The following is a 14,944-nucleotide window of genomic DNA, read 5'->3' as shown; positions in this document are numbered from 1 at the left end:
CCATTATTCCCTGTGGTACGGATGGTTAGCGGTGATGCTCCACGCACGGTACAGGCTTTCTGCCATGACGATACGCACCAGCGGGTGGGGCAGCGTCAGTGGTGACAGCGACCAGCTTTGGTCGGCAGCAGCCTTACATGCCGGTGCCAAGCCCTCCGGGCCGCCGATCAGGATAGAGACATCACGCCCGTCCAGCTTCCAGCTTTCCAGTTGACCAGCTAGCTGCTCGGTATCCCAGCGTTTGCCCGGGATATCCAAGGTGACAATGCGGTTGCCTTTTGGTACTGCAGCCAGCATCGCTTCGCCTTCCTTCTGCAGGATACGGGCGATATCGGCATTTTTGCCACGCTTGCCAGCTGGAATTTCTACCAGCTCAAGCGGCATATCTTTCGGGAAGCGGCGGCTGTATTCTTTATAGCCTTCCTCGACCCATTTCGGCATCTTGGTGCCGACAGCAATCAGTTGAAGCTTCATTGTCGGTTAGCCCCAAAGCTTCTCCAGTTGGTACAGGTTACGTGCGTCTTCCTGCATGATGTGCAGCATAACACTACCCATATCAACAATAACCCACTCACCGTCTTCTTCGCCGCTGATCCCAAATGGCGGGTAGTCAATCAGCTTCGATTCCTTGTTAACGTGATCGGCAATCGAGGCAACATGACGGTTTGAGGTACCGGTGCACAGTACCATGAAATCAGTGATGCTTGATTTACCGCGAACATCCAGGGTGACGATGTCCTGTGCTTTGATGTCATCTACTTTATCAACAATAAAATCGTGTAGTTCTTGAACCTGCAAAAGGGGGTCCTCTTTCGTATGTTTGGTGTCATTACTGTAGACCCAGATAGCGCTGGGTCCCAATGTAGCGGCGCAGTATACCATGCTCAAGCTTGTTCAATACAAGTTGGCAGTAACTTTACATAGTCTGCGCCTTACTTGCCCTTGGTGGTTAAAGCTTGCCCGGGATCCCGGTATGGATGCCGCACATCTCGGCGCACAGGGCCGAAAGGGCGTCCCATGGTTGGTAGTCGAAGTCGGTTTTGACCCGTAACTCCAACTCGGCCAACTGATGCAAAAGCTTGATGATGACCGGCAGTGGCAGACGGTGCAGGGCGCCTATGTAGACTTCCCGGCGGCTTTGCCATATCCGGAAATTCTCGAAGATATTATTGAGCGAAGTCCCTTTGTTGCCCATTTCCTGCATTTTATACAACTGGGTCAGCTCGCGCTGTAAGGTGCGTAGCAGGATCACCGCTTCAACCCCTTCGCCCTGCAGTTGGCGCAATACACGCTGGCTGCGCTTGGCCTGCCCGGCCAGTACCGCATCGAGCAGCTGGAACGGCGTATAGTGGTTGTGGCGGCTCAGTGCTTCTTCCAGGCGCACAATGGTCAAGTCGCCGTCGGGGTAGAGCAGTACCAATTTTTGCAGGCTTTGAGCCAGCGCAAGCAGGTTACCCTCGTGCCATTGTACCAGAAGCTGTACTGACTCATGATCCGGCTTGAGGCCAAGCTGCTGGCAGCGACCCTGGATAAAGCGCGGCAAGTGTCTGGCTTCTGGCGTATTACAAGGGATATAGAGCCCTTTGGCATCCAGTGCCTTGAACCACTTGGTACTTTCCTGCTTTTTGTTGAGGCGCGGGCCCTGCACGAGGAGCAAGATGTCTTCATGAATACTGTCGATCACTTCCTGCAGTGATTTGGCCTGCTGGGTGTTGAGGCCATTTTCCGGTAGCTCCAACTCGATGATCTGACGAGCTGAGAACAGGCTCATCGCCTGGCAGCAGTCGAGTACCGTATTCCAGTCAAGCTGGGCATCGACGGTGAAGCTGTGGCGTTCATCGAAACCGGCCTGTTGAGCGGCTTGTTTGATGATATCACTGGATTCCAATTTTAGCAGTGGCTCATTGCCGCACAGCAAGTAGGCCTGACGCAGCCCTTTACCGAGTTGCTGCGCCAGTTGTTCCGGGTAGATCCTCATTGTGCAGACTCAACCTGCATCGCTGATTGATTGCTGTTGTCAGAGGCCGGTACGCTTTGTGCTTTGACATCAAGACCAAGTTCAGTGCTGACTTGTTCATCACTCTCGCTGTTGGCGCTTTGCTCCAACAGGGCTTCGAGCTCTTCTTCTTCCATCTTATTGAAAACGGCTGTCAGACGGGCTAGCTGGCGCATGATCTGTTTGGCGGCCTGCTCACGCATTTCCTGTTCGATCATGTCGCGCTCGACGGACTTTGCCAGTGCGGTCAGTGGGTTATCGAGGAAGGTGCGGTTAACGCGGGTGGTGTAGCTCTGGCTGCCTTTGCCTGGCACCACAATACGGTACTGTACGGTGTAGGTGAGCTCGTACTCGGCGGCACGGGCGTTCTGGTAGAGCGACAGAGTACGCTCGCTAGTCCTCTCACTGATCAGGTGCAGGTTCGGCACCTGGGCCGAAGGCGCAACAGGCTCGATACCATGCAGCTGGAATTGGGATTTTACCTGACGGTGCAGCTGGCCATATTGGTCAAAGCTGGTCAGGGAAAGTTTGGCAATGTCGTCGGGCAACATGTAGTTACCACGGAGGTGAAAACCGCAAGATGCAGTTGCCAGCGCCATAAGGACAACAAAGAAGGTTCGGATAATGCTTTTTGGAGAAATGAAAGCTCTCACCGAGTCTGCTCCATGAAAAAAAGTGAAAACTGACCGGCTGACGCGGATGGTGCTAATAAAGGTGGGTGAGCCGGATTAAAATGTGGCTCCATACAGGAGCCACAGGTTAGGCACTGGGAAATTGCTTTAGTTCGATGCGAAATTAGTTTGCAACGATGTTCAGCAGTTTGCCCGGTACGTAAATCACTTTGCGAATGGTTTTGTCGCTAGTGAATTTGGTCACGCCTTCTTCGGCCATCGCCAAGGCTTCGACTTGTTCTTTTGTCGCATCAGCAGCTACTGTCAGCTTAGCACGCAGCTTGCCGTTTACCTGAACAACAATCAGTTTCTCGTCTTCAACCAAGGCTTTCTCGTCAGCCACAGGCCAATCGGCGTGGTCAACGTCGCTCTGGCCCAGCGCTTCCCACATTTCGAAACAGATATGTGGTGTCATTGGGTAAAGCATACGAACGATAGCTTTCAGTGCTTCGTCAAGTAGGGCACGGTCTTGTGCGCTTTCCTGAGAAGCTTTGGTCAGCTTGTTCATCAGCTCCATGATAGCTGCGATAGCGGTGTTGAACGTCTGGCGGCGGCCGATGTCATCACCTACTTTAGCGATAGTCTTGTGCACATCGCGGCGCAGTGCTTTCTGATCTGAAGTCAGGGCTGCAACGTCCAGCGCTTCTGTTTCGCCTTTGGCTGTGTGGTCGTGAACCAGTTTCCAAACACGCTTCAGGAAGCGGTTGGCACCTTCAACACCAGACTCTTGCCATTCCAGCGTCATGTCTGCCGGAGAGGCGAACATCATGAACAGACGAACGGTATCGGCACCGTACTTATCCACCATTTCCTGCGGGTCGATACCGTTGTTCTTCGACTTGGACATTTTGGTCATGCCCGAGTGAATCACTTCGTTGCCTTCGTTATCTACTGCCTTGGTGATACGGCCTTTGTCGTCACGCTCAACAGTTACATCCGTTGGGGCAACCCAGATCTTCGCGCCTTTCTCGTTGGTGTAGTAGTAAGCATCAGCCAGTACCATACCCTGACAAAGCAGCTGCTTGAACGGCTCGTCGCTGGTGACCATACCGCTGTCACGCAGTAGTTTGTGGAAGAAGCGAGAGTACAGCAGGTGCATACATGCGTGCTCGATACCACCGATGTACTGGTCTACTGGCAGCCAGTAGTTCGCGGCATCAGAATCTAGCATCTCGTCAGCTTGTGGCGAACAGTAGCGGGCGTAGTACCAAGACGATTCCATGAAGGTATCGAAGGTATCAGTCTCTAGCAGTGCTGGCTGGCCGTTGAACGTGGTTTTCGCCCACTCTTTGTCTGCTTTGATCGGGCTAGTTACGCCGTCCATCACCACATCTTCAGGCAGGATCACCGGTAGCTGATCGGCTGGCACTGGGTGAACTTCGCCGTCCTCAGTGGTCACCATTGGGATTGGTGCACCCCAGTAACGCTGACGGGATACACCCCAGTCGCGTAGACGGAAGTTAACGGTCTTCTGGCCTTTGCCTTCCGTTTCAAGCTTGGCAGCGATGGCATCGAACGCCGCTTGGAAATCCAGGCCGTCGAACTCACCTGAATCGAACAGTACGCCTTTCTCGGTGTATGCCGCTTCAGTGATGTCTAGCTCGCTGCCGTCTTCAGGCTTGATCACTGGAATGATGTCAAGACAGTACTTGGTGGCGAACTCGTAGTCACGCTGGTCGTGGGCAGGTACTGCCATTACCGCGCCTGTGCCGTAATCCATCAGAACGAAGTTAGCAACGAATACTGGGACTTCACGGCCGTTTAGCGGGTGAATCGCCGTCAGGCCAGTTGCCATGCCTTTTTTCTCCATGGTTGCCAGCTCGGCTTCGGCTACCTTGGTGTTACGGCACTCTTCGATGAAAGCTGCAAGCTCAGGATTATTCTCAGCAGCCGCTGCCGCTAGAGGGTGGCCTGCAGCGATACCGACGTAAGTCACGCCCATCAGAGTATCTGGACGCGTTGTGTACACTTCCAGATCGTCGTGGCCTTTTACTTCGAACTTAAGCTCGACACCTTCAGAGCGACCGATCCAGTTGCGCTGCATGGTCTTAACCATGTCAGGCCAGCCGTCAAGGCTGTCTAGATCGTCCAGCAGCTCCTGGGCGTATTCAGTGATCTTGATGAACCACTGAGGGATTTCTTTTTGCTCGACTGGCGTGTCACAACGCCAGCAGCAACCGTCTTCGACCTGCTCGTTAGCCAGTACAGTCTGGTCGTTCGGACACCAGTTTACTGAAGAGGTCTTCTTGTAAACCAAGCCTTTTTCGTACAGCTTGGTGAAGAACTCCTGTTCCCAACGGTAGTATTCAGGGGTACAGGTCGCGAATTCACGGTTCCAGTCGTAGCCGAAGCCCAGCAGTTTCAGCTGGTTCTTCATGTATTCGATGTTTTCGTAAGTCCAAGGTGCCGGTGCAGTCTTGTTCTTAACCGCGGCGTTTTCAGCAGGCAGGCCGAACGCATCCCAGCCGATAGGCTGCATGACATTCTTGCCCTGTAGGCGCTGGTAACGAGAGATCACATCACCGATGGTGTAGTTACGCACGTGACCCATGTGCAGTCGACCACTTGGGTACGGGAACATGGAGAGACAGTAGAATTTTTCTTTATTAGGGTCTTCACTTACAACAAAGGTCTTTTTGTTGTCCCAATGTTCTTGAACTTTCTGTTCAATGTCCTGTGGACGATATTGTTCTTGCATCGATGACATCCGGGATTTTGTGAGTTGAGTACAAACACATTCAATATAATCGACATAGAATAACTAAAGGTAAAGGTGTCAACAATAGCTGAAACCACTTCGGGGACGAATTGTTGGCCGATAATGGTGCCAATTACGCAGAAGGCAGGCGGATGCCGGTGAATTAGCGGATAGGAGGTGACCTATGGCAACAAAGAAAACGGATTATGAGGCGCTACTCGAGCAAGTCACTGAAACCCTCAAGCACAGCCCTGATGAGCTAAAACACTGGGCAGAGGTGACGGAAAAGTATCGCCAGGCGGCCAGTGACATGACCAAGGATGAGCTGGCGTTGATTTCTGCCTACCTCAAGCGGGATGTGCAGGAGTTCGGCCAGAATGCCGATGAAAGCCCGGCCCCGTTTGGCGATAGCCCTTTCTACCGGGTGGTGAAAGAAACCATTTGGGAGGGGCTTGCCGAGGCAACGGACAAAACTCAGATTGAGTGGCATGAAGTGATGGGGGATCTCAAGCACCGGGGCGTCTACGAAGCCGGTGAAATTGTCGGGCTTGGTCATTTGGTTTGTGAAAAATGCGGCCATGACGAAGTGATCACTCACGTTAAGGAGATCTCTCCCTGTTTGAACTGCGGGCATACCCGCTTTACCCGCAAGCCGCTCTCTCCATAGCTTCTTTTATGCAATAAACAGATAAAAACGGGCCAATAGGCCCGTTTTTTCGCGTGCTGCTTTTTATCGAGAGCAGCATAGATACGTACTGGTCTAGCTCAGTGGCTCTACCGTCTCGACAACCACTGTGGTTGGTTGGGTTTCCGGTAGCTGTACCGGCTCCGGCAGTTGTGTTGGCTGAGCAGCGGACTGGTGATTAACCGGCTCGACACTGAACTTCTGGCCTGCAATTGCGGCTTCCACCATCATGCCGCCTTTGGCAACGGTGAAGACGGCAACACCATTGGTGTAATCCGCGTCGACGTGTTTATCCCCGGCACTGGCACGGAAGCCCGATGTACCAGCATTGGCCTGGGCACCCTCGGTCAAGGCGACAGCAGAAGCCGAGGCATCGAGTTCGAAGTTACCGCTCATGAAGCGATCGTAGGCACGTTTGTCCTGGAAGAAGACAATTTCGCTATAGGACTGGCCGCCGAACTGCAGGCCGAAAGAGACTTGGTAAAGCTTGGCATGGCCGGTGATCTGGCCGTCTTTGAAAACAGTACCGCTGCCGTAGGCGCCACCGACCCAGAAACCACCTTTACCAACCGACGGGAAAACGGCATAGCCATAGGCCGTATGGAAAAAGGGTTGGGTTTGCGAGGCGGCCTGGAACTGGGTAAGGGCCGCTTGGGTTTCAAGATCTTCCTTTGCTACCGAGCCGGTGGCGACGCAGAGCATGGCGACGCTACATAGCATCGCGAACAATTTGTTGATCGATTTCATTGGCATTCCCCAAGTAGACGTTGTGCTGTTGTTGTTTGCCCAACATATTAACAAGGTGAATGAAAAGGCGAAGGGGTTACCTTCGCCTTTTGGGAGGATTGTCAGCGTGTATTCAGCGTTGGCCGCTACGCGGGTTAATCGTGGTAGTTGATCTGCGGCTGTTCGTCACGGAAGCGTCCTGCCTGGCGGCGGATCAGGATCCAAGACAGGGCAACAGACCACAGCATATAAATATACAGCGGCCAGCTGCCAAGGGTGGTAAATGGCGTCATACCGATTGTCGGTACGACCTCACCCCTTAACACCCCGGTTTCAAACTGCGGGATCTGCTCGATGATTTTACCCTTGTGATCGACGATGCCGGTCAGCCCGCTGTTGGTGGCCCGCAGCAACGGCTTGCCTACTTCCAACGAGCGCATTTGGGCAATCTCCATATGCTGGAACGGGCCGATAGATTTACCGAACCAGGTGTCATTGGACAGGGTCAGCAGGAACTCGGTATCAACATTGACGTTGCGGCGCACCTGCTCGCTGAAGGCGACTTCGTAACACAGCGCCGGTGCCAGCGAGTAACCATTGGCCTCGAGGTTCGGCTGGATGTAATCACCGCGGCTGAACGAGGACATCGGCAGGTTGAAGAACGGAGCCAGCGGGCGCAGGATATCGCCAAACGGCACGAATTCACCGAACGGCAACAGGTGGTGCTTGCTGTAACGCTCGGCCTGATCGTATTGGTATGGACCGACTGCATTGACGCCCAGGGTCAGGATGTTGTTGTAAAACTCGCCATCTTCATTTTGATCCAGCACCCCGGTGATCACCGTGCTGTTGTTGTTGCGGGCAGCTGCATCGAGGTTCTGCAGGAAGGTGGTGACCTGGGTTTCCAGTGCAGGGATCGCCGCTTCCGGCCAGATGATGATATCGGCCCCCCAGTTTTCCCGGGTCAGGTCGGTGTACTTCATCAGGGTCGGCCAGCGCTGGCTCGGCAGCCATTTGATCTCTTGCGGCACGTTACCCTGGATCATCGCGACATCAACGGTATTGGCCGTATCGGGTTTGACCCATTGCTTCTGACCTGCGAACAGGCCTAACGCCAAAATAAACACTGGCACAAGCAGCGGACGCCAGTTCCGGTAGTAGGTGGCCGCCACGAGAGCACCGCAGCTAATGACGATGGCAAGCGTGATCCCCTCTACGCCCAATATAGGTGCAAAACCGGCATAGGGGCTGTCTATTTGGCTGTAGCCCAGCCATAGCCACGGGAAACCGGTCATCAGCCAGCCGCGGATCCAGTCAAGGATGAGCCAGATCACCGGGCCGCTCAGCATCAGCTGGTGGAATGGACGGCTTCGGTTGAATTTGTTGAACAGAGCGCCGAATACCGCAGGGTAGAGCGCAAGGTAGCCGATGAGCAGAGCCATCAGACCCCAGCCGGCAATCCATGGCATCCCGCCGAAGTTGGCGATACTGACATGTACCCAGCTGATCCCGGTACCAAATAAGCCCACTCCCCATAGCAAACCGATCAGGGCGGATCGCTTGACGGATTGATTTTGGAGCAGGTAGAGGAAAATAAACAGGGAAAGAGGAGCAAGGTACCAATAGTGGTACGGGGCGAAAGATAAGGTGGCCAAGGCACCTGCTGGGACAGCCAGCAATGGCTGTCCCAACTTCTTAAGGGTATTTGTCGTCATTCGTTATGATGTTGTCGTCGGTTGTGGTGCTTCGTGAGGCACGGTCACTTGCAACTGAATAACCCGGCGGTTGTCGGCTGACGTTACCTTGAATGAGTAGCCAGCCAATTCAACGATTTCTCCACGGGTCGGCAGGTGGCCGAAACTGGTCATAACCAGGCCGCCGACGGTGTCGACTTCCTCATCGCTAAACTGGGTCTGGAACAGCTCATTGAAATCTTCAATGGTAGTCAGTGCCTTAACCGCAAAAGTATGCTTGCTTAACTGACGGATATCCTGCTCTTCCTCGTCGTCGAATTCGTCTTCGATTTCGCCAACGATTTGCTCCAGGATATCTTCAATGGTGATAACACCGGATACTCCACCAAACTCATCCACCACAATAGCCATGTGGTAGCGCTCTTCACGGAATTCCTTCAGCAGGCGGTCAACGCGCTTGCTTTCCGGTACCACTACCGCTGGTCGCAGTACTTTTTCCATGTCGAACGGTTCGCTGTTCGGTTGTAGGTAACGCAAAAGATCTTTGGCCAGAAGGATCCCTTCGACGTGGTCTTTATCGTCACTAATAACCGGGTAGCGCGAGTGTTGGGCATCAACAATTAAATCAATCAGATCCTCTAACTTCTGAGAACGCTCGATTGTGACCATCTGAGAGCGCGGGATCATGATGTCACGGACACGCATCTCGGAGATTTCCATGACCCCTTCGAGCATGTCGCGGGTGTCGTGGTCGATCAAATCGTTTTCTTCTGAATCACGGAAAACTTCTACCAGTTCTTCGCGGTTCTGTGGCTCGCCCTGGAATAGCTGGCCAATTCGTTCAAAGAAGGACTTTCTACTCGGACCTTCAGAATTTTGTGAGTTATCTTCGTTCATTGTTTGTAAGAATTACTTCTCTCAGTTAAGTGGCTGTGCCACGGGAAATAATACGGTACTTAAATTGTACCGTATCAGTTTGACAACAATATCATGAAAAGGTTAACGCTTTTCTTCGGCATACGGATCGGCAAAGCCCATCTGTTGCATGATGTCCGTTTCCAAGCCTTCCATCTCTTCAGCTTCGTCGTCCTCAATATGGTCATAACCTAGCAGATGCAGACAGCCATGTACAACCATGTGTGCCCAATGGGCATGTAGAGGTTTATCCTGCTCCTTGGCTTCTTTTTCGACAACCTGTCGGCAAATGATCAAATCACCCAGCAGTTCCAGCTCAACACCCGGAGGTGCCTCGAACGGGAAAGAGAGAACATTGGTCGGTTTGTCTTTGCCACGGTATTCGTGGTTCAGGCCATGACTCTCTTCCTCGTCAACCAGACGGATGGTGACTTCGGCTTCGGCCTGGAAAGGCGTGACAGCCGCGTCCAACCATTGCTGGAATTGAGTTTCGCTAGGCATACCGTCGGTGTTTTCGGTCGCTACCTGAAGATCAAGATAAATCGCCATTAGTTTGTTTTTTCCGTTTCTGCAATCGGAGCTTGCTTCGCAGCCTGCTCTTCACGACGGCGCTGCTCTGCCAGTTTACGCTGCTTCTGATCTTCGCTCTCCCATACCTCGTAGGCCTGAACAATACGGGCAACCACTGGGTGGCGGACAACATCGTCGGCCTGGAAGAAGTTGAAGCTGATCTCGTCGACATCAGACAGCACTTCAATAGCATGGCGTAGGCCTGAGCGAGCACCACGTGGCAGGTCGATCTGGGTGACGTCACCGGTGATCACCGCTCGGGAGTTGAAACCGATACGGGTCAGGAACATCTTCATCTGCTCGACAGTGGTATTCTGGCTCTCATCGAGAATGATAAAGGCGTCATTGAGGGTACGGCCACGCATGTAGGCAAGCGGGGCCACTTCAATCACGTTACGCTCAATCAGCTTCTCGACACGCTCGAAGCCCAGCATTTCGAATAGGGCATCGTAAAGCGGACGCAGGTAAGGGTCGACTTTCTGGCTTAGATCACCTGGTAGGAAACCCAGCTTTTCACCCGCTTCAACCGCAGGACGGGTCAGCAAGATACGACGGATTTCCTGACGCTCTAGGGCATCCACAGCAGCAGCAACCGCAAGATAGGTTTTACCGGTACCAGCAGGGCCAATACCGAAGGTGATGTCATGGCGAACCATATTGGCAATGTACTGGGCCTGGTTCGGGGTACGTGGTTTGATCACCCCTTTTTTGGTTTTGATCACCACTTCCTTGCCATAAGGAATGCTCGACTCGGTCGATTGCTCAAGGACACCGGACTCTTTGATGGCCAGGTGAACCTGATCAGGCTCGATATCAGGAATGGTGTTGCGAACCGGGGCGGTATCGACATACAGGGTTTTGATGATATGGGCGGCGGCTTCGGCGGTGTGGGGTTGGCCGACCACACTGAAACTGCTGCTGCGGTGGTTTATTTCTACACCCAAACGGCGTTCAAGTTGTTTGATGTTATCGTCGAAAGGGCCACAAAGGCTGGAAAGGCGCTGGTTATCGGCGGGTTCCAGATTGAATTCAATAGTAATAACTTTGCTCAAGATTTGCCTCTCAATAGGGCCACCCTTGCGGGCGGCCTAGGGTTCAGGGCGCGTCCTACTGTTGTTCAGACGGGCGTCTTACTATGGAGTATATACGCCAACACCCAATTCATCTTCTTTGCGTGTTTTTTCCATCACTTCGGCCGGTGACATGGCCACGCGTAGGTCCATTTCCGCTTCAGTGCGTACCAGTTCACCGCGCAGTGAGTTGGTGAATACGTCGGTGATTTTCACGTCGACGAACTGGCCGATCAGCTCTGGTGAACCTTCGAAGTTCACAACACGGTTGTTTTCGGTACGGCCGCGAAGTTCCATCACGTTCTTCTTCGATGGGCCTTCTACCAGAATACGCTGCTCGGTACCCAGCATTAGGCGCGAGAAGCGCATAGCCTGAGTATTGATCTGTTGCTGCAGTTCGTACAAGCGCTCTTTTTTCACTTGCTCAGACAGATCACACGGGTAATCCGCAGCTGGTGTTCCAGGACGTGCTGAGAAGATGAAGCTGAAGCTGATATCGAAGTCGACATCGCGGATCAGTTTCATCGTATCCTGGAAGTCCTGATCAGACTCGCCCGGGAAACCAACGATGAAGTCAGAGCTGATAGTGATATCCGGACGCGCCTTGCGCAGTTTGCGGATCTTCGACTTGTACTCAATGGCCGTGTGCGGGCGCTTCATGTTCGCCAGGATACGGTCCGAACCACTCTGAACCGGTAGGTGCAGGAAGCTCACCACTTCAGGGGTATCTTCGTACACTTCAATGATGTCATCGGTGAACTCGATCGGGTGGCTGGTGGTGTAGCGGATACGGTCGATGCCGTCGATAGCTGCGACCAGGCGCAGAAGCTCGGCAAATGTCGCGATTTCACCGTCGTGGGTATCGCCACGGTAGGCGTTAACGTTCTGGCCAAGCAGGTTAACTTCACGTACACCTTGTTCCGCAAGCTGGGCAATTTCGAACAGGACGTCATCCAGCGGGCGGCTAACTTCTTCACCACGGGTGTAAGGAACCACACAGTAAGTACAGTACTTAGAGCAGCCTTCCATGATAGATACGAATGCCGTCGGGCCTTCTGCGCGCGGCTCAGGCAGGCGGTCGAATTTCTCAATCTCAGGGAAAGAGATATCCATGACAGGCGCATGGTCGCTCTGCGATTGCTTGATCATCTCAGGCAGGCGGTGCAGTGTCTGTGGGCCGAAGATCACATCAACATACGGTGCACGCTGGCGGATTGAATCGCCTTCCTGGGTTGCTACACAGCCACCCACACCGATCACTAGGTCAGGTTTTTTGTCTTTAAGGGTTTTCCAGCGACCAAGCTGGTGAAACACTTTTTCCTGGGCCTTTTCACGGATGGAGCAGGTGTTAAGCAGCAGAACGTCTGCTTCTTCTGGTTCTTCCGTTAACTCGAAGCCATTGGCTGCATTAAGAAGATCGGCCATTTTCGATGAATCGTATTCGTTCATCTGGCAACCCCAGGTTTTGATAAGCAGTTTCTTAGCCATGTCTAACTCTTCACTCGTCGTGTTTATTCATTGCATTTCACATTGCTTGATTCCGCTTCGGTAGCCAAAAAACAAGGCTGCCGGCGGTAGCAAGCCGCGTATTGTACTGCTTTAATGCCTGCCTGACTAGATCATCACCACCCCGAATATTTTGTGGTTTTTCATTACGCCGTTACCGGTTGAGATTATTGAGAGTTTGCAAACCCAGTTGGCGCATCTGCTGGCGGATCCAGCGGCTGCGCTGTTGAACATACGGTGTCATTGGTGCGGGTTGCATTCGGTAAGGGTTAGGCAATACCGCCGCTAGTTGGGCTGCTTGCTGGGCACTTAGCCGGTGGGCAGATACCCCAAAGAAGGTCTGGCTGGCGGCCTCCACCCCAAACAGCCCTGGCCCGAACTCGACAATGTTCAAATAGACTTCGAGGATCCGCGACTTGTCCCAGAGGAGCTCCATCCACAGTGAAAAGTACAGCTCGACCCCTTTGCGCAGGAATGTACGGGAGGGAAACAGGAACAGGTTCTTGGCGGTTTGCTGGGTAATGGTACTGCCACCGCGGCTAGGGCCATCGCTGCCGGTCTGTTTGATGATCGTCAGAATGGCATTGATATCCACGCCGTGATGGTCAGGAAAGTGCTGATCTTCGGCGGCAATGACGGCTAGTTGTGCATTGGGGGATATTGCCTCAATGGGGACCCACCGATGGGCTGCGCGCGGCGGATAGCCTTGCGGTGGAAAGATATTGCGATGGAGTTGCCAACCCCAGACAGGCGGGTCGATGTACTTGCCGGCCATTACCAACAGGAAGGGCAACAAAAGAGCCAGCAATAGTAACCTGAGCAGCCAACGTTTGATAAATCCGATCATCTACCTTGTCTCTGTATGAAGCTTCGCGGTTATTAATCACTGATGAGCCAGTGAAATTTAGTTAGAATAAAGGCAATAACGCGCCAGTGTGCGCTGAACTTTTATCTTGAGCATAACAAATGGAAACCGTAATGGAACAGTTTGATGTGGTTGTGGCCGGCGGCGGTATGGTTGGTGCGGCAACAGCAATAGGTTTGGCCCAGCAAGGGTTATCTGTTGCTGTATTGGAAGGGGTACAACCCGCCCCGTTTGAGGCCTCGCAGCCAATGGATTTACGGGTATCGGCCATCTCCCCGCATTCTGTTTCATTGCTGGAGCGGCTAGGAGCGTGGGATGCTGTCACAGCTATGCGCCTGTGCCCGTACAAACGCCTTGAAACCTGGGAGCACCCGGAGTGCAGAACCCGCTTTAATGCAGAACAAATGCATCTCGAACGCCTTGGCTATATTGTTGAAAACCGTGTGCTCCAGTTGGCACTGTGGCAGCAGTTCGAGCTTTATCCGAACTTGGCGGTGAAATGCCCGGCCCGCATGATCTCGGCGACAGCTATCGAGAATGGCCAGTTGATTGTGCTGGAAGACGGCAGCCAAATTCAAGCGACTTTGCTGGTTGGTGCCGACGGCGCGAACTCAAGGGTTCGCCAGCAGGCTGGTATCGGTATTACCGCATGGGATTACCGCCAGCACTGCATGCTGATCAATGTCGAAACCACCTTGCCACAACAAGATATCACCTGGCAGATGTTCACGCCTCACGGACCTCGCTCATTCTTGCCATTGCCCGGCCATCAAGCCTCGCTGGTGTGGTATGACAGCCCATCCCGGATCCAGCAATTATCTGCGCTGAGCCCTGAGCAATTGGAAGCTCAGATCATTGCCCATTTCCCGGCGGAGCTTGGTGAGTTCAAGGTGCTTAATCATGGCTGTTTTCCGCTCACTCGCCGCCATGCCCAGAAATATTACAAATCTGGTACCGTGCTGCTGGGCGATGCTGCCCATACGATTAACCCATTGGCAGGCCAGGGGGTAAACCTTGGCTTCAAGGATGTCGATGTGTTGCTACATGAAATTGAGAAAGCGGGGCAGGATTGGTCAGAGCTACGGGTACTCAAGGCCTATGAGCGCCGCCGCCGTCCGGATAACCTCTTGATGCAAAGCGGGATGGACTTTTTCTACACCATGTTTAGTAATGATTTGCTGCCGGTAAAGCTTTTGCGTAATGCCGGGTTGAAGCTGGCTGAACAAGCCGGACCGATCAAGCAGAAAGTACTCAAGTACGCGATGGGAATGTAACCGGTTTTCTTAGTGAATCAAAAGGCGACACAAAGAAAAAAGCCGAATGTTTATTGAAAAACATTCGGCTTAACAACCAGAGAGATACGATCATTGAGTTGGTTGTAAAAACTGTTGTCTAACCTTCTGGATATCGATGTATTTCGTTATCCAAGTGCCAGACATAAGAAAACCCACCAAAAGGTGGGTTTCTATATATGGTGCGGAAGGAGAGACTTGAACTCTCACACCTTGCGGCGCCAGAACCTAAATCTGGTGCGTCTACCAATTTCGC

The 14,944-nt window shown here is 53.0% G+C and carries 14 protein-coding genes; 2 read left to right on the top strand and 12 right to left on the bottom strand.

Annotated features, from left to right (window positions below; translation table 11 throughout):
* Positions 1-3: 3 nt before the first annotated feature.
* The 5 genes from rlmH to leuS form a co-directional block, all read right to left on the bottom strand.
* Positions 4-474 (bottom strand): 23S rRNA (pseudouridine(1915)-N(3))-methyltransferase RlmH, encoded by a 471-nt coding sequence (gene rlmH / locus R2X38_RS25580; protein ID WP_255389649.1) that lies wholly within the window; start codon positions 472-474, stop codon positions 4-6.
* Positions 475-480: 6 nt separating this feature from the next.
* The gene (rsfS, locus tag R2X38_RS25575) at positions 481-798 is read right to left on the bottom strand and encodes a ribosome silencing factor (protein WP_039461484.1); all 318 of its coding nucleotides are present in this window, start codon (positions 796-798) and stop codon (positions 481-483) included.
* Positions 799-949: 151 nt separating this feature from the next.
* A complete protein-coding gene (gene holA / locus R2X38_RS25570) occupies positions 950-1,978 on the bottom strand; it encodes a DNA polymerase III subunit delta (protein WP_317525176.1) in 1,029 nt (342 codons plus the stop codon).
* Positions 1,975-2,649 carry an LPS assembly lipoprotein LptE gene (lptE, locus tag R2X38_RS25565; RefSeq protein ID WP_317525175.1) on the bottom strand — a complete coding sequence of 225 codons (675 nt, stop codon included), beginning with the start codon at positions 2,647-2,649 and terminating at the stop codon, positions 1,975-1,977. The genes holA and lptE overlap by 4 nt, the downstream gene beginning before the upstream one ends.
* A gap of 142 nt (positions 2,650-2,791) precedes the next feature.
* A complete protein-coding gene (gene leuS / locus R2X38_RS25560) occupies positions 2,792-5,365 on the bottom strand; it encodes a leucine--tRNA ligase (RefSeq protein ID WP_317525174.1) in 2,574 nt (857 codons plus the stop codon).
* 184 nt (positions 5,366-5,549) lie between these two features.
* Here leuS and R2X38_RS25555 point away from each other — a divergent pair, with 184 nt between their 5' ends.
* Entirely contained in the window at positions 5,550-6,032 is a 483-nt protein-coding gene (locus R2X38_RS25555; protein WP_317525173.1) for a zinc ribbon-containing protein, read from the top strand.
* Positions 6,033-6,125: 93 nt separating this feature from the next.
* Here R2X38_RS25555 and R2X38_RS25550 read toward each other — a convergent pair whose 3' ends face one another.
* The 7 genes from R2X38_RS25550 to mtgA all read right to left on the bottom strand — a co-directional run bounded on the left by R2X38_RS25550 (position 6,126) and on the right by mtgA (position 13,378).
* Entirely contained in the window at positions 6,126-6,797 is a 672-nt protein-coding gene (locus R2X38_RS25550) for a lipid-binding SYLF domain-containing protein (RefSeq protein WP_317525172.1), read from the bottom strand.
* Positions 6,798-6,931: 134 nt separating this feature from the next.
* Positions 6,932-8,491, bottom strand: a complete 1,560-nt coding sequence (lnt, locus tag R2X38_RS25545) for an apolipoprotein N-acyltransferase (RefSeq protein WP_317525171.1) — start codon at positions 8,489-8,491, stop codon at positions 6,932-6,934.
* 3 nt (positions 8,492-8,494) lie between these two features.
* Positions 8,495-9,367 carry a CNNM family magnesium/cobalt transport protein CorC gene (gene corC / locus R2X38_RS25540; RefSeq protein WP_317525170.1) on the bottom strand — a complete coding sequence of 291 codons (873 nt, stop codon included), beginning with the start codon at positions 9,365-9,367 and terminating at the stop codon, positions 8,495-8,497.
* Between the two features lie 102 nt (positions 9,368-9,469).
* The gene (gene ybeY / locus R2X38_RS25535; protein ID WP_317525169.1) at positions 9,470-9,934 is read right to left on the bottom strand and encodes an rRNA maturation RNase YbeY; all 465 of its coding nucleotides are present in this window, start codon (positions 9,932-9,934) and stop codon (positions 9,470-9,472) included.
* Entirely contained in the window at positions 9,934-11,007 is a 1,074-nt protein-coding gene (locus R2X38_RS25530; RefSeq protein ID WP_411185994.1) for a PhoH family protein, read from the bottom strand. Before R2X38_RS25530 ends, ybeY begins: the two co-directional genes overlap by 1 nt.
* Positions 11,008-11,088: 81 nt before the next feature.
* Positions 11,089-12,513 carry a tRNA (N6-isopentenyl adenosine(37)-C2)-methylthiotransferase MiaB gene (miaB, locus tag R2X38_RS25525; RefSeq protein ID WP_317525168.1) on the bottom strand — a complete coding sequence of 475 codons (1,425 nt, stop codon included), beginning with the start codon at positions 12,511-12,513 and terminating at the stop codon, positions 11,089-11,091.
* 172 nt (positions 12,514-12,685) lie between these two features.
* Complete coding sequence (gene mtgA, locus R2X38_RS25520; RefSeq protein WP_317525167.1) at positions 12,686-13,378, bottom strand: monofunctional biosynthetic peptidoglycan transglycosylase; 693 nt, start codon at positions 13,376-13,378, stop codon at positions 12,686-12,688.
* Between the two features lie 131 nt (positions 13,379-13,509).
* On the opposite strand from mtgA, the gene R2X38_RS25515 reads away from it, so the two are divergent.
* Positions 13,510-14,670 carry a 2-octaprenyl-3-methyl-6-methoxy-1,4-benzoquinol hydroxylase gene (locus tag R2X38_RS25515; protein WP_317525166.1) on the top strand — a complete coding sequence of 387 codons (1,161 nt, stop codon included), beginning with the start codon at positions 13,510-13,512 and terminating at the stop codon, positions 14,668-14,670.
* The last annotated feature ends 274 nt before the right edge of the window (positions 14,671-14,944 follow it).

Origin of the sequence: Photobacterium rosenbergii, from assembly GCF_033022775.1 — a bacterium.
Lineage (GTDB): Bacteria > Pseudomonadota > Gammaproteobacteria > Enterobacterales > Vibrionaceae > Photobacterium > Photobacterium rosenbergii_A.
The sequence above is the reverse complement of the archived record's forward strand: the minus strand, read 5'-3'. Positions and strand labels throughout refer to the sequence as shown.